Source organism: Streptomyces sp. NBC_01497 (genome assembly GCF_036250695.1).
Lineage (GTDB): Bacteria > Actinomycetota > Actinomycetes > Streptomycetales > Streptomycetaceae > Streptomyces.
The window spans coordinates 7,945,322-7,964,867 of the sequence record NZ_CP109427.1 but is presented as its reverse complement, the minus strand read 5'-3'; the positions used below and the strand labels follow the sequence as shown (position 1 = coordinate 7,964,867).

The window sequence follows — 19,546 nt, the reverse complement described above, 5'->3', positions numbered from 1 at the left end:
CAGTTGCTCCGGCGGACGGTGACAGACTGTCCGTGCCGCGCTCCAGGAAGCGCCGCTGCGGACCGTCTGTTGAGCGGCACGCGACCGTCGGCACGATCCGCGACAATTGAGTCAGCGCTCGGGCCGTCGTACGACAACGGCCCCAGGGCCCTGCTGACCGTCGAAGTGCCTTCTGGCAGCCTCGATGTGTCGGGCGTGCTGCCTGGTCCATGTGCACATCTCATTGACCGTGTCCCTGAGGCCGCGCCCGGCCTCCGTGAGGCTGTACTCGACCCGTGGTGGCACGGTCGCGTACACGCGGCGGTCGACGACTCCGTCCCGTTCCAGCGTGCGCCGTGTCTGCGCGAGCATCTTGTGGCTGATGCCCTGGACCGCTGTGTGCAGGTGCGTGAAACGCAGGGTGCCGTCACCCAGGGCATTGACGATGAGAAGTGCCCACTTGTTCGCGATATGCGTGAAGATCTCCTGTGCGAGAGAGTTGATATGCACCATGGTGTGCATCACATCGTGAGGTTCGTGCGCAATTCTGACCTCGTCGGTCACCTCCGGGTTCCTTCCTATCCTTGGGGTGCGTTCTTTCCGGGTATTCACTGCTCGGCTACGGTGACGGAGTAGCGCACGAAAACGGCGTAAGGAGTCACATGCTCATCTTTGACCACCAAGGAAATCCTTTGCGGTCTGCTCGGGCCGCCGTCAACGGAACGCGACTGCACTACCGCATGGGCGGATCAGGTGAGCCCGTGGTTCTGCTGCACGGCGTTCCCAAGACCGGCTACCACTGGCGCCACATCGTTCCGCTGCTCACCCCGAATTATACCGTCGTGGTCCCGGATCTGCGGGGGCTGGGCGACTCATTTTCAGCGGAGGAAGGCTACGACACCGTCACCTTGAGCGAGGACATCGCACAGTTGATGGATTCGCTGGGACACCGTGAATACCGTGTCGTCGGTGAGGACTGGGGAGCTGCGACGGCTTACCAACTTGCGGCGCGGTACCCCGACCGAGTACGGCAACTCGTCTACCAGGAGGCGCTGCTCGCCGGTTTCGGCTGGGAGGACACTACGCACCTCACCCGGTCGAACGTGTCTCAGGGGTCATTCGTGTTTCATCTAGGATTCTTCTTCAAGCCCGACGTTCCCGAGCTTCTCATATCCGGACATGAGCGCGAGTTCATCACCTGGTGGCTCAAGAACGAGGCATACAACGTCGATGCCCTGACTGCGGAGGCACTCGACGAATACGTGCGCTGTTACTCGTCCCCGGGCAGCCTCCGGGCCATGCTGTCGATATACCGGGCAAGCCTCGATGATGCTGACAGCAATCACCTTGCAGCGCGGACTCCTCTGGACATTCCGGTTCTCGCAGTGGGCGGGCAGTTCGCCATAGGAGCGGACACCGAGCGTCAGATGCGCGAGGTGGCACGGGACGTCCGGGGTATCGTGCTGGCCACGGGGCACCAGGTGGCCGAGGAGGCTCCGGCGGAGACCGCGGCGGCTTACCTTGAATTCTTCCGCACGTTGCCCTCGTCTTGAGTTGCTGACCGACAACCGTCCCGGCCGACGAGAAGAACCAGGTACGGCATACCGCTGTTGTGGTGTGCCGTACCTGCCCGGCGGGCCGGGCGGCCGGGGCCAGGGGTGGCGGCAGCCCCTGGCGATTACGGAGCGGACGCAGGCATACCGGAGCGGCTTCGAGGGAACGCCTCAGGTTCGCACATCCTGCCTCCTGGATCCCACAGATTCCCCTGATATCATATTGGCACCGCCAGGAGTTGAGGGCCACACTGTTCAGTTCCACCGCTTTCACTGTTTCACTCCAGGGGAGCAGTGGGCCGGAAGCCATCTAGGATTCTTAAATGCCGTCCATCACCCGTTCACCCTCCGATTCCGAAGAAAACCGCGCAAAAGTGGAGTCCGCCGTCTTCGAGGCGGTCAAAAATCTGCTCGACAGCGGAATGAAATATACCGAAATCAGCGTCCAAAAGATTATCGTCGAGGCGCAGATTGCGCGTTCGACTTTCTATTCGCACTTCCGGGACAAGTCTGATCTCTTGTCCCGGCTTGGTAGGTCACTCAGCAAAAGCTTTTTCGAGGAGGCGACTTCTGATGCCCTCGATGTGTGGGACGCAGTGGAATCGCCGGACGGCCTGCAGGGCATCACCAAACTCCTCGAAGGGTCGATCGCGCGGCATCGGAGGCATTTCTCCGTACTGTCGGCCATCAGTGAGACCGCCGCGTATGACTCTTCGGTGCACAACTTTTACACGACTGATCTGGAAGAATTTGAGAAAAGGGTCGTCAGTGACTTGAGACGGCGCCAGGAGGAGGGGATGACAGACAGCCGAGTGGATCCGATCGTGGCCGGGCGGATCATTGTCTGGGGTGGGGAGCAGGCGATCGCCCACCACATCAGCAAGGTGGACCAGAGCGGCGACGCGGCTTTCGCCCTGGAACTGGCCTCCATCTGGTGGTACGGCGCATACAACCGCCGCCTTTCCTGAGCGGCCGCTGACCAGCATCTCGAAGCACCACTCCGGGTGCGCCGCGGTCGAGAGAACGCTCTCCGCCCTCCTTCAGCCCGGTCCGAGGCGCGCCCGCGTAGTGGCGGACCACACTCCTGCATCGGCCTTCGCCTACCAGTGATCCCAGTGGGAGAACTGTTCGGCATGCGCCCGGGAACCCTGCTTGAAGTCCGTCCCGATCGTGTAGGCGACCGGCGTGAGGGCCACCTGGACCACCTCGTCGTACGGGATGCCAAGCATCTCCGCCATCTCGCGCTCGTAGCTGAGATGGCTCGTGGTCCATGCGGTTCCCAGCCCCCGTTCACGGGCCGCGAGCATGAAGCTCCAAAAGGCGGGGATGACAGAACCCCAGGCCCCTGCCTGACCACGGACCGAGTCGAGCTCAGCCCGGTCGGCCACGCGCAGACAAGGAATGAGGATGAGCGGGACCTCGTGGAGATGCCGGGCAAGATGATCAAGGCTGCCGGCGATGCGAGCCCACTCCGAAGACCCGAAGTCCATGCGTGTGGGCTCCGGACCCACCACCCCGGGGGTTGCGGGAGCAGCCAGACCGCGCCGCCACACTTCCGCCACAGCCGCCCTCGTCTTCCGGTCCTCAACGAAGACGAAGTCCCAACGTTGCCTGTTACGGCCACTGGGCGCCTGAAGGGCGACGCGGACGCATTCGTCCACCACCTCCCGCGGCACCGGTCGTTCCATGTCCAGCCGACGGCGTACAGCTCGGGTGGTGGTGAGAACCTCGTCGGCGGACAAGCCGAGGCGCATTCGCGGGTCCGGCTGCTGGGAATCGTTCGCATGGTGCATATGTCAGTCCAAAGCGAGAGAGAGCAGGGGTTGCGGCTGGGCGGTACCGAAAAAACCTAACATTTCGGCGGACACTGTGTCCGACATAGTGTATGGCACGGTGGGAAGGAACCGGACGCGGCGGATCCGTCAAGACGGACCGCCGCTCAGGGATCCACGGACCACTCGGCCACTCCCATGCCACCGCTGACCCCCGCACGACCGCCGCGCCGATTCCTTCACTGGCGGATGTTGAAATCAAGCCGCTCCTGGCTGAACGCCGGAGCCGACCACGACCACACTCCCGCTCCATGGGCGGGCATCCGCCCAGCGGGAAACCCGCACGCACGGCCATCTGCTCGGCAGCAGGCCACACCCGGCGGGCCGCCCGAGAGCCGTGCGGGCCCGGCGGACCGCGTGAGCATGACCAGGAACCACAGGGTCAGAGAGCGGCGAGAGCGTTCACGGGCAAGCCTCCGCGCGCCCGCGTTAGGCGTAGAGGCAGGACTGGGCAGTGGTGCGGGTTTGGGGACCCGGTCGAGCCACGACGGCATCGACCGGAGAAAGACAGGGGAGGCGCACGCCGAGCGATGTCAGCGGCGGTCAGGGTTCAGGCGTCGCCGCCCGGGTCCGCCGCAGTGCGCTTGCGGGTGCGATAGGCCGCCACGTTGGCGCGGTTGCCGCACAGCTCGTAGGAGTGCCACCGCTGGGAGCGGCTGCGGGTCGTGTCGTAGAACACCGCCCGGCAGTTCCCGTTGCCGCAGACGCGAAACCGCGTCCAGGCCCCTTCCCGGACCAGTTCGGCCACGCTGGTGACGAGACCGCCCACCAACGGGTCACCCCCCACCTGGCGCAGTCGCGCCCCGTCGGTCGAGAACGTCTGCCGGAATTCGGCCGACGCCGAGTGCTCGGTAAGGGTGTCCCATCCGCGAGCCTCCGCTTCAGCGTCCGGCATGTCGATGACGTCCATCAGATCCGCGCGCAAGGCGCGGACGAGGGCGAGCTGTTCGGACGAGGGGCCGGCGGCCGCGAACGGGCCGAACGGCATCAAAATCCTCTTCGCGGCCTGCGGGTCGTCGAGCCTGTCCGGCAGGACCGGATTGGCATGGGGGCGCGAATTGAGCAGTTCCACGACCGCGCCGGCCAAGTCAGCGATCCGCGCCTTCGCCGTGCCCACTGTCTCCATGTCAACCATGCAGCCAGCGTACGACGACAGGCCCTATCTCGAAAAGGGCTTTACGACCGACACAGGCGCCCCCGCGTCGACCACGAGGACCCGCCCACCGCCCTCGGCCGGCCGGATCGCCGTCAGGGGGAACCGGCAGTTCCCGTCGGTCGCGAACCCGGGGGCATCACCCAAGGCGTCACCCTCCATGGCGTACGCACGCCGCCGTCTCAAGATCCTGGGAACAGCCAGGGTCCGCGGCGACCGCCAGGCAAGGAGGGCGTCACGCGCTTACATAAGACGACCGGTCATATTAGCGTGGAGCCCATTGCGGCTTCCCGCGTACCGGACGAAGGGCTCGATGATGAACATGCTGACAGCGGGGCCGCAACGGACGGGCCCCCGGCTCGGGCTCGGCATCATGGGCATGTCCGAGGTCTACGGGCCGGCCGACGACAGGGAATCCCCGGCCACACTCCGGGCCTCCCTCGACGGCGGAGTGCGGCTGGTCGAGACCGGCGACGCCTACGGCATGGGGCACGGCGAGCTCCTGCTGGGCGAGGCACTGCGTGCCCGTAGCCGCGAGTCGGTCGTCATCAGCATCAGGTTCGGCGCCCTTCGGGAGCCTGGTGGCGGCTGGACAGGCTCGGACAGCCGGCCCGTAGCCGTCAAGAACGCGCTCGCCTTCTCACTGCGCCGGATGAGGCACTGACCACATCGCCCTCTACCGGCCGGGGCGCTCCGATCCCGATGTACCGCTGGAAGAGACCGTAGGAGCACTGGGCGAGCTGGTCCAGGCCGGCTGCATCCGGAACATCGGGCTGTCCGAGGTCAGCGCGCGGACCCTGCGCCGGGCCCACGCGGTCCACCCGATCGCGAATGTACAGACGGAGTACTCGCTGTTCTCCCGGGATGCCGAAGACGACATCATCCCCACCGCGCGGGAACTCGGGATCGCCGTGACCGCATACGGAGTCCTCTCCCGCAGGCTGCTCTCCGGACACTGGTCACGGGAGCGCCAACAGCGCTTGGCACCAGGGGACTTCCGTCTTGGGCTCCCGCGTTTCCAGGAGCCTCCTCTCTCACACAACCTCGCACCGGCCGCGGCACTTGGCGAGACGGCTGAGCGGTACGGCGTCACCACCGCGCAGCTCGCCCTGGCCTGGGTCGCCGCACAAGGCCAGGACATCACCCCCCCTCGTCGGCGCACGCACCGGTCCGCAACTGACGGAAGTGCTCGCCGGCGCGGCGCTCAACATCGACGGGGCTGCGATCGCCGAGGCCCAGAAGGCGGTCCCCGCGGTGCGGCCGCGGGGCAGCGCTACATGAAGCCGCTACTCGGTCTGCTCGACAGCGAACGGTGAGCCGGCGCCGGACGGCTGTCAAGCCGTCCGGCCGCGACGTCCGCGCCCACCGCCCGGCGGCCGGACTACGCCGGACCGACCGCCGAGAAGAGCATGTTCAGCCCCTCGGTCATCGTGGGATGGGTGATCACCATGTCCCGCAGGGCGGTGTACGGCAAACCCGCGATCATCGCGGTCTGTACAGTGGCGAGAGTCTCGCCGGACTCCGGACCCAGCAGAGTGACACCGAGGATCCGGCCGGTGCCGGCCTCGATCACGGCCTTCCACAGTCCGTAGGTCTCCCCCATCGTACGGGCGCGCGGAATGGCCGCCACCGGAAGCCGGGCAATCCGCACTGCGTGGCCGCGCGCCCGCGCCTGCTCCTCGGTGAGGCCGACGTGCGCGAGGTCGAAGCTCAAGAACGTTGTGCGCGGGATCAACCGGTCCCGGGTGGAACGTCGGCCACCCGCAAGATTCGTTTTCAGTACTCGGTAGTCGTCCAGTGACGCATGAGTGAACTGCGTGGTGCCGGCCACGTCGCCCGCCGCCCAGGTATGCGGGGCGCTCGTAGCGAGATACTCGTCCACCTCGATGAAACCGTCGCCGGTCAGCGCCACATTGGCCCTGTCCGGTTCGAGCGCCTCGGTCACGGGGGTACGGCCGACCGCGACCAGCACGTCATCTCCATGCAGCAGGCTGCCGTCCGCGAGCGACACGGCCACCGCACCGTCCGCCTCGCGGGTCACCCGTGTCACCTCACGGCCCAACAACACGGTGACACCGTGGTCGGACAACAACTGGTGTACCGCGTCCGCGAACTCCGGCTCCTCACGCGGCAGCAACTGCTGCCGCCCAGCCACGACCGTGACGTCGCTGCCGAAGGCCGCGAACATGTCCGCGAACTCCAGGCCGATCGGCCCGGCCCCGATCACGACCAAACGATCCGGGAGGCGCCGGAGTTCGAGCAGGGTGTCACTCACCAGCACACCGGCTTGGGCGAGCCCGGGGATGTCCGGGATCCGGGGCCGGGTGCCGGTGTTGATCACCGTGTCCGCACCGCGCAGGACCCGGGTCCCGCCGCCCTCCAGGGCGATCTCCACCGTCCGTTCCGCGACGAAGCGGGCCTGCCCGATGACCAGGTCCATGCCCGAGTCCCTGAACTGCTCGCGGTTGATGGCGACCATTCCCTGGACAACATCGTTCTTGTGCTCTCGCAACGAGTCGGCATCGGCTCGCACCTCGCCACCGATCAGGCCCAGGGCCCGGCCCCGATCGAAGGTACGCAGGGCGCGCGCGCTCGCCACCAGCGCCTTGGTCGGGATGCAGGCCACATTGATGCAGGAGCCGCCAATCATCTCCCGCTCGACCATGGCGACGCGCAGGCCGCCCCTCGCCCGATCCATCGCCAGGGTCTTGCCGGCTTTACCGCCGCCGACCACCAGCAGGTCGAAATCCTCCACCGCCACTGTCACCACTCCTTTCCCCGGCGCTTTTCCGGACGCGCCCTCGAACAGTGAGGAGGTCGGGTACAGCGCTCGCCCGTCGCTGTCGGCGACCGGGCCGCACCGGTCCGATCACGGTTCCCACCCTCGGGATCACGGGGCGGCACGACTCGGGCAACGGTCGGCGTCGGGACCAGAAGCTCCATGAACACGTTGCCGGTCCCCAAATCCGCATAGTAGAAGAAAAAGGTTATTTCGGCCACAAGGAGCAGCTGCGCAGTCCACCCGACCCGGACCTCAACAGTCCGCGAGGGGGTGCTGGTGGCGCCGAAGCGCTTTTCCGCCGAGCCGCGAACCTGTACCCCCGCCGGCACGGATGGCGGATTGGGCTGGGGGCAACTCCCCGCGCGCGTGGCGGAAAGGGCGCCGGGGAGAGCCTGTCCGGAAGCTGGGGCGGGGACGGCCGTGCGTGCCCCCCGCCCCGGCTTCCGGTGCGGTCACCGGGTGGTTCCGGCGGGGACGAAGAGGATCTTGCCGGTGCGTCCTGTCCGCGCGGCGTGTGCGAGTGCCTCCTGATGCTTCGCGAGAGGATAGGTCGCTTCGACAGTGGCGTTGATGACGTCCTGCTCGACCAGTTCGGCAAGCTCGGCGTAGATGCGCTCCAGTTCGGCCCGCGGCGTGGTGCGGATCCAGTTGAGGATGAAGAAGGAACGCAGGACAACCCCTCGGTAGATCAGGTCAGCGAGGGGGAGGGCCGGAGACTGGCCGGTGGCGGCGGAGAACGCGACCACGGTGCCGCCCGCTTCGACCGAGCGTGCCAGTTGTTCAAGCGGTTCGGTGCCGCCAACGCCTTCGAGCAGGAGGCGCAGTTGCTTTCCGTCCAGGGCCTGGGCGACACGGTCGCCGAGGTCCTCTCCGTCGACAACCACCAGTGTGGCGCCGAGCTCGCGCACCAGCGGGACGGTCTCCTCGCGGCGCACCACGGCGAGTACGTTGACGCCGGCCTTCTTGGCCAGGGCGATGACGTACTGTCCGACCGCGGAGTTGGCCATGTCGATGCCGACCCAATCGCCGGCGCGCAGCTCGACGTAGTCGTGGAGCAGCGAGTACGCCGTCGCGGGGTTGACCGGGAGCATGGCGAGCTGCAGCGGGTCGGCCTTCCCGGTCACGGGAACGACGTTGCCGGCCGGCACGACGACCTGGTCGGCCCAGGTCCCCTGCACGAAGGTCGGCAGGACAAGGACTCGCTCGCCCACGAGGGAACTGCTCACGCCGGCGCCCACGGCGACCACGCGTCCGACGCCCTCGGCTCCCATGGCATTGGGCACCTGTGGGTAGACGCCGAACCATCCGGCCGCGAAGAGCAGGTCCGCGTTGTTGACCGGAGCGGCCTCGACGGCGACGAGCACTTCGTCCGCGCCGGGAGTGGGAGTGGGTTCCTGCACGAGGGCGACGGTTTCGTCGGTGTTCCCGCCCACGGCGGTCAAGATGATCTTGTTCATGGTGTGCGTGCTCCTCGTACGGCGATGACGCCACTGTTTCGTAAGGCCCAAAATCGAATTCACGCTTACTTTCTATCAGCACCTCCCTCGACTTGTAAAGGTCTTAATGCAAAAGACCATGTCGCGTTGTCGTGTCGCCACGCCACCCGCGCACTCTCGCCCCCCCACCCCGGACGGGGCGCCGATCTCCGGCCGGATTGCGGCACATTGACGGAAGATCGGGGCCGCGCGGACCGGCCGGCCTCGTCCCAGGCGGCCGAGCGCCCTGGGCGGCTCCGTCGGCCAGGGGTTGCGGAGTCTTCCGGCCGACGGCGGGCACCGCACCCGGGCGAGGACCGCGACATCAGCCGCGACGATGGCCCCGCCGGTCGGCGCAGCCCCGGTAAGGGCGCCGCCGGCGGTGGCTCGCGACTCCGCCACGTGGCGTTCACTGCGCCCCCGGCGAAGCAGGGAAGCTCAGTGGTACGCGTGGACGACGGCATGGCCCTTGCCGCGGCCGATCATCCACCGATTGACCGGCGTCGTGATCAGGAAGGCGAGTACCAGGGAAGCCGCGAGCGAACTCCAGAACAGGGCGTCCACCAGCCCGGCATCCATCGCGCCTGGGATGCCGACCATGACCGTATTGTCGATGACCTCCATGACGGCGACAGAGAGCGTGTCGGCGGCCAGAGCGATCTTCAGCGCCTGACGGCGCGAAAGCCCTGCCCGTAGTACGCCGCGCATGGTCAGCGCGTAGCCGAAGACGAACGCCAGGGCGACCGAGAGGGCGACCGTCGCACCGTTGTCCAGGCCCGCCGCCGTACCGATGACCATGCCCAGGACCTCGCCGATCGCGCAGCCGGTCAGGCAGTGCAGTGTGGCCTGCGCGGCCATCCGCCAGGGCGCGCCACCCATTGCAGTGTGTCCTGAGTGGTCGTGATTGCCGTGGCCGTGGCCGGATACGTGATTCATCGTGCCGCCCTCTCGCGATGCCCGCATGGGGAGGCCGTTGCCTCCCCCACCTCAACCTGGTACCCCCAGGGGGTATTCCGCCGCTGGATGGCGTTGACACGGATGCCACGGCATCAGCGGGAAGGCCTTCTCGACGAGACCCTCGATGTTGATGTTCAGGTGGCGGTCACCCCGGTCCCGGTGAGGGCCGCGGAGGGGGTTCCACGATGGAGGCGTTGGCGAAGAGGACGCCGATGTCACCGCGTACCTGCCGGACGCACGTGCGGAGACGGTCGAGGTCCCCGAGCACGGCAGCGTCCGTCCACACGCCGAGCGTGCTGCACTGTCCGACCGGCCAGGCGATCGTTAGGTCCTCGCGAGGTGCGTCCTGCCCTGCCCTTGCTTCAGCCGAGTGGACCGTCGAGCCCGCCGACGAGGGCCAAGAAGCGTCCGGCCATCTTCCGGTAGCCGGCGGCGTTGGGGTGTAGGCCGTCCGTCATGTCCTTGACATCGTCCGCTCCGAAGAGCGCGAGTCCATCGATCACACTGAGCTTGGAGTCGCCCTCCTTGATGCGGACGTCAACCTCTCGCACAAGCAGTTCGCGGACGCGCGTCAGACTGAGCGCTCCAGCGGCGAGCTCTGCGGGGCGCCCGACGGTACGCATCTGGTAATTGGCATCGAAAAGCGTCGGCCCGGGGTGCTGCTCGGCGACCGGGCAGATGATCGGCGTCACGATCGCGATGGGCGTGTTGGGATGACCGTCACGCACGGTGTCGAGGAAACCGTGGAACGCCGAGGCGAAGGTGCGTTCACGCATGGTGTCGAAGTTGACGACGTTCGTGCCGAGTTCGAGGCTGATCGCGCTCGCGGGCAGGTCACGAACAGTACGGGCCATGAACTGGTCGAGTTGGCAGTGTCCGCCGATTCCGAGGTTCAGCAGGGACCTGCCGGTCTCGCGGGCGACCATCGCCGGCCACGTCTCCGTGGGCCGGTCGGCCTGCGAACACTGACTGATCGAACTGCCGTGATGCACCCAGAGCGGGGCACCGGCCGGCGCCGGTCGCAGTGACGCCCCCGCGGCGATCCGCACGTCGAGCAGTTTGAGCATCGAGGACGCGGGGAACCAGATCTCGACCCGGCGGTCCGCTGCCCCCTCGCCGAGTTCAAAGCGCACAGTGGTGGGCCCGGCGGGATGGAACTGCGTCTCCAGCGTGACGGGATCAACGATGACGAGGTTCTCCGTCGCGCGCACCGGTTCCTGGAGGACTCCGTCAACCACCAGGTCGAACGTGCTGCCGGGAGACGTCGTGCCGGGAAGCAGATCACGTGTGAGCTCGACGTCGAACTCGAACACGGACGTGTCGGTGAGTGCCTCAAGACGTGCGCCCGACGGCACCGCGCTCATGAGATCGAAGTAGTCGTCCGCCATCCGCGCTCTCGCGGTGGCAGGCGTGCGGTGGAACGTGACGCCGGTCGCGTCGGTTGTCGTCTCGAGAGCGCCGACGACGTGGCCGACAGCAGTTTCCAAGACGGAGTACATGGGGATCCCATCATTCAGCAGGGACAGGTGTGCTGTCGGCGAAAACACCACGCCGACTCAGGTGCTCACCTGCCCCCTTGCGGTGGACTGAATTGCCGCTGCTTTCCTCACAGTTGCCGGGACCCCCGACCGTCACACGCGTGCGTGGGCCGGGACTCGCCGTGTCGTTGTGCTCCTGCGGGGACTGATGCGGGGGCGCTCACAGCCAGGGCTGCCGGACAGGGAAGAAGCGGGGCGCCCGAAGTCCGGAGCGTTTCGCGAACCCGCGCTCACCTGGCGAGACACGTCCGGCTTCGCGCCGAGCAGTCGCGCGTACGTCCCATGGAGGGACGCTGTCCGTCTTGCCCTTGCACGGCTCAAACGCCGCCAGACCTGTGAGGTGGCGAATCTACCTCGAACCCACGCCCTGCAGCGCTTCGTTCACGAGGGGAAACGCGTAGTCCCAGAGGCGATCCGCCGCCGCGGGGTCCACGGCCCAATCGGCCACACCCGTCGTGGCGCCAGCGCCTCCTGGCACGACTGCCGACTCCTGATTGTCCTCGAAGTAGCGTCCGGTCACACCCTCCAGCAGGGGCGATGCGGCCAGCAACACGGAGGTGGCGGCCCCTTGACCCGGTGTCTTGAAGTAGTCGTGCGTGATCAGATTCCCGTCGGCGTCCATGGCCCCCATGGCCTGCATGGTCTCCACGGGGATGTGGCGTGAGAGGTTGGTGTGAATGAATCCGGGGGCGCAGGCGTTGGCACGTATCCCGTCGTCGGCCCACCTGCGGCTGATCCCGACGGCCAGCAGCACGTCCGCGGTCTTGGACTGTGCGTACGCCGCGAAAGGGTCGTACGGGCGTCGCACGAACTGGGGATCATCGAAATCGAAGCCGCCCATGAGGTGAGCGCCTGAACTGACCATGACCACGCGCGCCCGCCCAGCAGCCTGGAGGGCCGGCCGCAGGCCGGTGACCAGGGCGAAGTGGCCAAGGTAGTTAGTCGCGAGCTGCAGCTCCCAGCCTTGCGGGTTCTTCTGGTGTGTGGGCAGGGCCATCACGCCCGCGTTGGCGACGATCGCGTCCACGGGGCCTTCCCACCCGTCACAGAACGTACGCACCGAGGCCAGGTCGGCGAGGTCGAGCGCCGCGGCGTCGACGCCGGCGAACTCCTCGGTGAGAGCCTTCGCGTGGCCCGGATCGCGCGTGGCGACCGTGACCCGGGCACCGGCACCGGCAAGAGCGCGGACCGTCTCCGTGCCCAGCCCGGAAGCGCCGCCCGTAACGATCAGGCGCTGCCCGGTCAGGTCCACGCCGGCCAGGACATCCGCAGCAGTGGCCCTGAGGTCGAAGGGTGTTGATAGGAGTGACACGCGGTATTTCCTTCTCGATCGAGTGGGGTGGGTGTGAGTGGGTGTTGTATCGGAAACGCGACGGACGTAACCCGCTCCGTGGCCTCATCCGGCACCGGTCGCACGCCCAGAGGGCGACGACGCCAGACCTCTACCGGACCGGTTCCGCTCAGGTGAAGCCGGAGGGTGCGGGTCAGGCAGTGACCGGCACGAGCTTGGGCCGAATCTGCCACCACGTCGCCCTCGCACGATCCGGGATCTCGGCGGAGCGCATCGCGCTGGGATCACGGGCCGCGACGGTGCGTGCTCCATGGGCCTCTGTCGTGCCACCAGGGCAGTCGCAGGTCCGTTCGGCCAACAACGCGTAGCAGGTGTTGTGCAACATGCTGACAGGGTCAAGATCATCGAAGTGAGCGATCACGGGGAGGGGCACGCCGTGTTCGTCAGGGCGATGGGGACCGTCGTGGTGGCTCAACAGCCATAGAAAATCCTTCTCTTCACGGTTTGCAGCTATTACCGACCTTCGCCTGTCGGGGACGCGATCACCGAGGGGAGCGCCTTACACACACGCCCACCCACTTGGGAACACTGGCCCGCAGCGCGTCAACAATCTTGCCATACATCCTGTCGTACAGAGTGTACGGCACGATGGGCTCTGTCGCGGTGCCACCGATTCCGACCTGACCGGCGCCCGCACCGCCGGACGTTCCGGGGATGCGATGAGGGTGGGAGCCTGCTCTGGGATACGGGCTGCCCTGCCCCACAGGTGTCTTCTCCCGGTGTCTTCGCCTCCTCTGCCTCACTGCGACGGGATGCCGCGCGCGTGGCTCCCATAGCGAGCGGTGACAGCCCGACGCGAGATCTCGCCGGCGCCCACCCGCACGACCAAGGGCGTGCCATATGTCCGCCGCGTCGCGACGCCGCCTGTGCGGGGCGGCGTCGCGTGAGACCGTGTACGTTTTGTCCTCCGGGAACCGGATGCGACGCTCCGTCAAGCCCTTGGCCGTCGCTGCCGTGGTCGGCTGTGGACCGTGATGGTGCTGGTCATGCTGACCGGCGCATCGTTCCGGGACTCACTCGTGTTCGACGGAATCGACGACTCGGATGTCGAGGCTGTGACGGGCCGCTTCAGCACGGTCGAGGTGGTGGCGAGAGGCCGGGCAGCCGGAGCGGGGTGTCCGGGCTGCGGCTCTCTCGGACCGGGGCCACGACCGCTGTCGGCTCGGGTCGAAGGATCTTCCACTCGCCGAGCAGGGTCATGTGATCCTGTTGGCGGTCCGGCCTTTCACGCCGACAGGCACACAACCGCACTTCCTGGTGCGCGGCGGTGGTCGTCCGACTGATGCGACTGACCGTTGTCCCGGAGAGAATCGGGAGACGGGACGAAGGTGGGAGGTTGTCTCCGCGAGATGTCTCCTGTGCCGCGCAGCACAACACCTCCCCCGCCTCCCCCTACGACCCGAAGAGCCACGGTCGTCGTCGGCCCATTCGCACACCGAGGGAGATCCCGAACATGCCCCAGCCTCAGGCGACCAGTTACGAAGTCACCCGTTTTGACATTCCACCGCCAGGCTCGTTCGACGACGCTGTGCGGCGTTATGAGAGTCTCGTACCGCCCCTGGATTCCGCCGAGATTCGGAGTCTTCCCGAGTCGCGAGCACCGTGGAATTCATTTCTGGAGCAGGCCGAGAGGAATGCGCCTCACGGGTTCGTGATCTTCCGAAAGAACGCGGGAAGCTCGCTGATGAGCCGGGCAGGCGAGGACACCGAGTTCGTGATGTGCCTCATGGGGAACCACACGATCGCCCAGCGGATGTTCCACCATTGACGCGCCGGTCATGCTGCACGCGCCCCTGCGCACCGCAGATCTACCAGAGTTCCGGCCGACCGCGATGCGTGATCGACAAGCCCAGTTCCCACTTCGGCAGTTACCGCAGGCGGGAGATCGCGCAGGTGGGCGCGGAGCTCGACCAGAAGGATGCCCCGGTTCCCGCGGGTCTTCGCTGACCGTACAGCCGGCGTGCCCGCTGTCGCCGACGGCGAAGGAGCACCGTCATCCAGACGACCGGCGTGCGGTGCCACTCGGCGCTCACTCGATCCCCGGCCTGGCGGTCGTCGTCGCGGATTCCGCCTTGAGTGCTCCGGTGATCTTTCTGGCCGCCGAGCGAACAGATGGCACAAGCGCACGAAACGACTGCGTTCCGGCCCGAAAACATACCGACGCGGCCGCCACCACGGCGGTCGGCGGCGTGCCTCACCGGCGGCCGTCCACGCGTCCTTTTCACCGACGGTAGTCCTTCATCCACTCAAGATCATCCGGATCGCCGCTCCCCGCCTGTTCCTGGTCTACCGGCAGCCGCGTCGGCGCCGGTGTCCGGGGGCGACCCCGGCTCATTTGGTTCGATGGGCGAACCATGTTTGCTACGCTCCGGGACATGGATGACACCACGCCTGTCGGGGCGCCCTCCTTGGACGAGCGGCTGCGTGCCACGCAGGCGGTGCGGGCCCTGGCGCGCCTGTCGCGTGTGGTCGAACGGGCCGGCGCGGGACTGAACCTGGCGCACTACCGGGTGCTGTCCGCGGTCGCCGCCGGCGACGAGCGGGCCTCGCGTCTGGCGGCCCGGCTGGCGCTGGGCAGGCCGACGGTCAGCTCCGCGGTCGACGCGCTGTGCCGGCGCGGACTGCTGCTGCGTGCCGAGGCGGAGGAGGACCAGCGCGCGGTCACCCTCTCCCTCACTGAGGCGGGCCGGCGACTCCTGGGCGAGGTCGAGGACGAGATGTTCGCCCGCATCGCCGAGCTGTGCGCCCTGACTCCGGACGGCGCGCGGGTGCTGGAGTCCCTGGTGTGGCTCGGTGACGCGCTGGACGAGAGTTATCCGCAGCGCCTGGAGCAGGCGAGGGCCGCCCGACGTAAGCAGCCCCGGTGACGGCGGCCGAGGCCGGCTGGATCCGGCGCCTGGGTGACATGGCCCTGGGGCACCGGCGTGATCTTTCGCTGGCTCTGGGGGCGGCGGTTCTGGGCAGTGCCTGCCAGGTGGTGGTTCCGCTGCTGGAGCGCCAGATCGTCGACCACGTCATCATCCGCCCCGGCAGCGCGCTGTGGCCGTGGCTGGTGACCCTGCTGGTGCTGGCCGCAGCCGGTTTCGGCTTCGCCTACCTGCGGCGTTTCCACGGCAGCAAGGTCGCGCTGGCGGTGCAACTGGATCTGCGTGACGCCATGCACGCGAAGCTGCAGCGGATGGACTTCGCGAGCCTGGACCGGATGCCGACGGGCCAGCTCGTCGCCCGTGCCAACTCCGACTCCTCCCTCGTACAAGGACTGTTGAGCTATCTGCCCAACGTGGGCGGCAACGTGCTGGCGATGCTGCTCTCGCTTGTTGTGATGGTGTGGTTGTCACCGCTGCTGGCGCTGGTGAGCCTGGTCATGGTCCCCGGTCTGCTGGTGGTCTCGTACCGGATGCGGTGGCGGATGTTCCCGGCCACCTGGGACGCCCAGCAGCGGGAGGGCGACGTGGCGCAGATCGTCGACGAGGACGTCAACGGTGTGCGCGTGGTCAAGGCGTTCGGCCAGGAACAGCGCGAACTGGAACGCCTGGCGGACGCGAGCCAGGCCCTGTACGGAACGCAGATGCGCACGGTGCGGCTGCAGGCGCGCTACCAGCCCCTGCTGCAGGCCATCCCCTCGCTCGGGCAGGTCGCCGTTCTCGCCCTGGGCGGCTGGCTGGCGCTGCGTGGCAGCCTGAGCCTCGGGACGTTCCTGGCGTTCTCCACCTACGTGGCCCAACTGCTGGCACCCGCAAGGCAACTCGCGGGCATCCTGGTGGTCGCCCAGCAGGCCAGGGCGGGCATGGACCGGATCCTGCAGCTACTGGACCGCGCGCCCGCTGTCGCCGACCCGCCGGGTGCCGTCACTGTCGGACGGTTGCGGGGCGACATCGAGTTCACCGGCGTGCGCTTCGGTTACGACGCCGAGGGCGGCTCCGGCGAACCAGCCGGGCACGAGGTACTGAGCGGATTCGACCTGCGCGTCGGCGCCGGCGAACGCGTGGCCCTCGTGGGCTCCAGCGGCAGCGGCAAGACCACGGCCACCCTGCTCGTCTCCCGCTTCTACGACCCGACCGCCGGGGTGGTGCGGGTCGACGGCCACGATCTGCGGAACCTGGCGCTGGACCCGCTGCGCTCCCAGATCGGGACGGTCTTCGAGGAGAGTTTCCTGTTCTCCGACACCGTGGCCGCCAACATCCGCTACGGCCGTCCCGACGCCACCGAGGAGCAGGTCCGGGCCGCGGCCCGGGTCGCCCACGCGGACGCGTTCATCACCGGCCTGCCCGCCGGGTACGACACGCAGGTCGGAGAGCGCGGCCTGACCCTGTCCGGCGGCCAGCGCCAGCGCGTCGCCCTGGCCAGGGCCGTGCTCAGCGATCCGCGGATACTGATCCTGGACGACGCCACCAGCGCGGTGGACGCGAACACCGAGGAGGCCATCAACGCCTCCCTGCGCGACGTCATGGCCGGTCGCACCACCCTCCTCGTGGCCCACCGTCGCTCCACCCTTCACCTGGCGGACCGGATCGTCGTCATGGACCGCGGACGGGTGGCCGACCAGGGCAGCCATGAAGACCTGCTGGAACGCTGCGCGCTCTACCGAACCCTGCTCACCGGGGACGAGGAGGACCAGGCCGAGCCGGCCGGCGAGCCCGTCGAAGCACTGACACCGGCGGCGCGGGCAGCGACGACCGCCGCCGCCTGGACCCGCGGCGGCGCCACCGGGCGCCGGTACTCCGCTGTCACCACCGGCGCGCCCAGTCTGGGAGCGGGCCTGGGCCGAAGCGGCCGCGGCGGCGGACACCGCAGCCTGGCAGCGACACCCGAACTTCTGGCCCGGGTGGCCCGGTTGAAGCCGGTGCGCGACGCGGCCAGGATCGATCTGGCCTCGGAATCGGCGCGGATGCCCGGGTTCTCCCTGCTTCGGCTGCTGCGGGACTTCCGCCGCCCTTTGCTGTTCGGCCTGGTCCTCGTCGTGCTGGACGCCCTGGCCGCACTGGCCGGTCCCGTCCTGGTGAAGACCGGAATCGACAGCGGTGTGTCGGCCGGCTCGGCCGCGGTGCTGCTCGCCGCCTCGGCACTGTTCCTGGCGGTGACCCTGGCCGATCTGCTCGTCGGCGTCGGCGAGACCTTCGTGACCGGGCGCACCGCACAACGGGTCATGCTCTCCCTGCGCGTTCGCGTCTTCGCCCAGCTCCAGCGGCTGTCGCTGGACTACTACGAGCGGGAGATGGCCGGCCGGATCATGACCCGGATGACCACCGACGTCGACCAGTTCGAGTCCCTGGTCGAGAACGGACTGCTCTCCGCGCTCGTCTCGCTGGTGACCTTCGTCGGAGTGGGCATCGCCCTGGTTGCGTCCGACACCGAGCTCGGCCTGTGCACCCTGGCCATCGTGGTACCCCTGGCCGCAGCGACCGCGGTCTTCCGCCGCCGCTCCAGGAAGCTGTACACCGAGGCCCGGGACCGGATCGCGGTCCTCAACGCCGACTTCCAGGAAAGCCTGTCAGGAGTGCGCGAATCACAGGCGTTCGTGCACCAGGAGCACACCCAGCGGCGCTTTCGCCGGCTGGGCCGCGACTACCTGACCGCGCGGGTCAGGGCGCAGCGGCTGGCGGCTACCTACTTCCCCTTCGTGCAGTTCCTCTCCGCGGTCGCGGACGCGATCGTGCTGGGAGTGGGTGCGGGCATGATCGCCTCAGGGCACCTGACCACGGGCGCGCTCATCGCCTTCATCCTCTACATCGACCTCTTCTTCTCGCCCATCCAGCAGCTTTCCCAGGTCTTCGACTCCTGGCAGCAGACACGTATCTCCGTGGGCCGGATCGGCGAACTGATGGACCTGGACACCAGCACCCCCCAAGCTGACCGGCCCCGCGTCCCCGAGCGCCTCCGCGGCGCGGTGAGCCTGCGTGACGTGCGCTTCGCCTATCCCACGGCCTCCGGGACCGAGCGCCGCGAACGCAGGGGACCGGCCGACGCCCGGCCGCTGCCGGGCTTTAACGAGGCGATGGCCAGACCACCGGAGGCGCTGCGCGGCGTCGACCTGTCGATCGCCGCGGGTGAGACCCTCGCGCTCGTCGGGGAGACGGGAGCCGGGAAATCGACGGCTCTCAAGCTGCTGGCCCGCTTCTACGACCCGGTGACCGGCAGCATCCAGGTCGACGGCCATGACCTGCGCACACTGGACACACCCTGGTTCCGGGCGCAGCTCGGCTACGTACCCCAGGAGGCGTTCCTGTTCACCGGCACGCTGCGCGACAACATCGCCTACGGGCGCCCCGACGCCACCGACGCGCGGGTCGAAGCAGCCGCGCGAGCGGTGGGAGCGCACGAGTTCATCGCCGCTCTGCCCGGCGGTTACCACCACCAGGTCGCCGAACGGGGTCGCTCCCTTTCGGCCGGACAACGGCAACTGATAGCGCTGGCCCGCGCCGAACTCGTCGATCCCGTGATCCTGCTGCTCGACGAGGCCACCTCCAACCTCGACCTCGCCACAGAGGCCCGCGTGACGGAGGCGATGCAGCGCGTGGCGCGGGACCGCACCACGATCGTGATCGCCCACCGGCTCCAGACCGCCCGTGCGGCCGACCGCATCGCGGTCCTCGGCGACGGTCGCGTACAGCAGATCGGCAGTCACGACGAACTGCTCTCCCGCGGTGGCCCCTACGCCCGGATGTGGAAGGCCTTCGAACTGCTCGGCGGGGACAGGCCGGCACCGCCGGCCGCCGACCGGGCCGCCCGGTAGCCGGCCCCCTCGCTGACCAAGGACACAGGTCATGACCTGACCGGCATCGACCCCGTACCGTCACTGACAGTGTTCAGGCCGGGACCACTCCTCCCACGACTGTCTCCCCGGGGCCCTGGCGGTCCCGCACGGGGCACGGACCCCGCGGGCGCGAGGGGGTCCCGAAGGCGATGAGGACACCGACGGGACATCG

General features: G+C 68.1%; 13 protein-coding genes and 1 pseudogene. 6 read left to right on the top strand and 8 right to left on the bottom strand.

Annotation, left to right across the window (positions count from 1 at the left end):
* Window positions 1–111: 111 nt before the first annotated feature.
* Entirely contained in the window at window positions 112–501 is a 390-nt protein-coding gene (locus OG310_RS33620) for a winged helix-turn-helix transcriptional regulator (protein WP_329460503.1), read from the bottom strand.
* A gap of 140 nt (window positions 502–641) precedes the next feature.
* On the opposite strand from OG310_RS33620, the gene OG310_RS33615 reads away from it, so the two are divergent.
* A complete protein-coding gene (locus tag OG310_RS33615) occupies window positions 642–1,532 on the top strand; it encodes an alpha/beta fold hydrolase (protein ID WP_329459625.1) in 891 nt (296 codons plus the stop codon).
* A 323-nt stretch (window positions 1,533–1,855) separates the two neighbouring features.
* A complete protein-coding gene (locus OG310_RS33610; protein ID WP_329459624.1) occupies window positions 1,856–2,500 on the top strand; it encodes a TetR/AcrR family transcriptional regulator in 645 nt (214 codons plus the stop codon).
* Window positions 2,501–2,632: 132 nt separating this feature from the next.
* On the opposite strand, the gene OG310_RS33605 is transcribed toward OG310_RS33610, so the two are convergent.
* Together OG310_RS33605 and OG310_RS33600 are read right to left on the bottom strand one after the other, a co-directional pair.
* Window positions 2,633–3,325 (bottom strand): nitroreductase family protein, encoded by a 693-nt coding sequence (locus OG310_RS33605; protein ID WP_329459623.1) that lies wholly within the window; start codon window positions 3,323–3,325, stop codon window positions 2,633–2,635.
* 589 nt (window positions 3,326–3,914) lie between these two features.
* Entirely contained in the window at window positions 3,915–4,499 is a 585-nt protein-coding gene (locus OG310_RS33600) for a CGNR zinc finger domain-containing protein (RefSeq protein WP_329459622.1), read from the bottom strand.
* Between the two features lie 334 nt (window positions 4,500–4,833).
* On the opposite strand from OG310_RS33600, the pseudogene OG310_RS33595 reads away from it, so the two are divergent.
* Window positions 4,834–5,833: pseudogene (locus OG310_RS33595) on the top strand (aldo/keto reductase).
* A gap of 65 nt (window positions 5,834–5,898) precedes the next feature.
* Here the strand turns inward: OG310_RS33595 and OG310_RS33590 are convergent.
* From OG310_RS33590 to OG310_RS33570, 5 genes are all read right to left on the bottom strand, one after another.
* Window positions 5,899–7,278 carry a dihydrolipoyl dehydrogenase family protein gene (locus tag OG310_RS33590; protein ID WP_329459621.1) on the bottom strand — a complete coding sequence of 460 codons (1,380 nt, stop codon included), beginning with the start codon at window positions 7,276–7,278 and terminating at the stop codon, window positions 5,899–5,901.
* A gap of 473 nt (window positions 7,279–7,751) precedes the next feature.
* Complete coding sequence (locus tag OG310_RS33585) at window positions 7,752–8,756, bottom strand: zinc-dependent alcohol dehydrogenase family protein (protein ID WP_329459620.1); 1,005 nt, start codon at window positions 8,754–8,756, stop codon at window positions 7,752–7,754.
* Window positions 8,757–9,212: 456 nt separating this feature from the next.
* Window positions 9,213–9,710 (bottom strand): DUF4396 domain-containing protein, encoded by a 498-nt coding sequence (locus OG310_RS33580; RefSeq protein WP_443078794.1) that lies wholly within the window; start codon window positions 9,708–9,710, stop codon window positions 9,213–9,215.
* A 383-nt stretch (window positions 9,711–10,093) separates the two neighbouring features.
* A complete protein-coding gene (locus OG310_RS33575) occupies window positions 10,094–11,230 on the bottom strand; it encodes an SGNH/GDSL hydrolase family protein (protein WP_329459619.1) in 1,137 nt (378 codons plus the stop codon).
* A gap of 388 nt (window positions 11,231–11,618) precedes the next feature.
* Window positions 11,619–12,581: an SDR family NAD(P)-dependent oxidoreductase gene (locus OG310_RS33570; protein WP_329459618.1), complete on the bottom strand. Its 963-nt coding sequence runs from the start codon at window positions 12,579–12,581 to the stop codon at window positions 11,619–11,621.
* A gap of 1,492 nt (window positions 12,582–14,073) precedes the next feature.
* Between OG310_RS33570 and OG310_RS33565 the strand changes: the two genes are divergently transcribed.
* The 3 genes from OG310_RS33565 (at window position 14,074) to OG310_RS33555 (ending at window position 19,353) form a co-directional block, all read left to right on the top strand.
* Window positions 14,074–14,388 (top strand): hypothetical protein, encoded by a 315-nt coding sequence (locus OG310_RS33565; protein WP_329459617.1) that lies wholly within the window; start codon window positions 14,074–14,076, stop codon window positions 14,386–14,388.
* A 607-nt stretch (window positions 14,389–14,995) separates the two neighbouring features.
* The gene (locus OG310_RS33560) at window positions 14,996–15,487 is read left to right on the top strand and encodes a MarR family winged helix-turn-helix transcriptional regulator (RefSeq protein ID WP_329459616.1); all 492 of its coding nucleotides are present in this window, start codon (window positions 14,996–14,998) and stop codon (window positions 15,485–15,487) included.
* A 38-nt stretch (window positions 15,488–15,525) separates the two neighbouring features.
* Window positions 15,526–19,353 (top strand): ABC transporter ATP-binding protein, encoded by a 3,828-nt coding sequence (locus OG310_RS33555; protein ID WP_443078920.1) that lies wholly within the window; start codon window positions 15,526–15,528, stop codon window positions 19,351–19,353.
* The last annotated feature ends 193 nt before the right edge of the window (window positions 19,354–19,546 follow it).

Excerpts from the sequence above, each read along its gene's own strand:
- OG310_RS33600 (WP_329459622.1), bottom strand. The coding sequence starts at position 4,499 with ATGGTTGACATGGAGACAGTGGGCACGGCGAAGGCGCGGATCGCTGAC.
- OG310_RS33585 (WP_329459620.1), bottom strand. The coding sequence starts at position 8,756 with ATGAACAAGATCATCTTGACCGCCGTGGGCGGGAACACCGACGAAACC.
- OG310_RS33610 (WP_329459624.1), top strand. The coding sequence starts at position 1,856 with ATGCCGTCCATCACCCGTTCACCCTCCGATTCCGAAGAAAACCGCGCA.
- OG310_RS33620 (WP_329460503.1), bottom strand. The coding sequence starts at position 501 with ATGCACACCATGGTGCATATCAACTCTCTCGCACAGGAGATCTTCACG.
- OG310_RS33555 (WP_443078920.1), top strand. The coding sequence starts at position 15,526 with ATGGCCCTGGGGCACCGGCGTGATCTTTCGCTGGCTCTGGGGGCGGCG.
- OG310_RS33615 (WP_329459625.1), top strand. The coding sequence starts at position 642 with ATGCTCATCTTTGACCACCAAGGAAATCCTTTGCGGTCTGCTCGGGCC.
- OG310_RS33565 (WP_329459617.1), top strand. The coding sequence starts at position 14,074 with ATGCCCCAGCCTCAGGCGACCAGTTACGAAGTCACCCGTTTTGACATT.
- OG310_RS33605 (WP_329459623.1), bottom strand. The coding sequence starts at position 3,325 with ATGCACCATGCGAACGATTCCCAGCAGCCGGACCCGCGAATGCGCCTC.
- OG310_RS33575 (WP_329459619.1), bottom strand. The coding sequence starts at position 11,230 with ATGTACTCCGTCTTGGAAACTGCTGTCGGCCACGTCGTCGGCGCTCTC.
- OG310_RS33560 (WP_329459616.1), top strand. The coding sequence starts at position 14,996 with ATGGATGACACCACGCCTGTCGGGGCGCCCTCCTTGGACGAGCGGCTG.
- OG310_RS33580 (WP_443078794.1), bottom strand. The coding sequence starts at position 9,710 with ATGAATCACGTATCCGGCCACGGCCACGGCAATCACGACCACTCAGGA.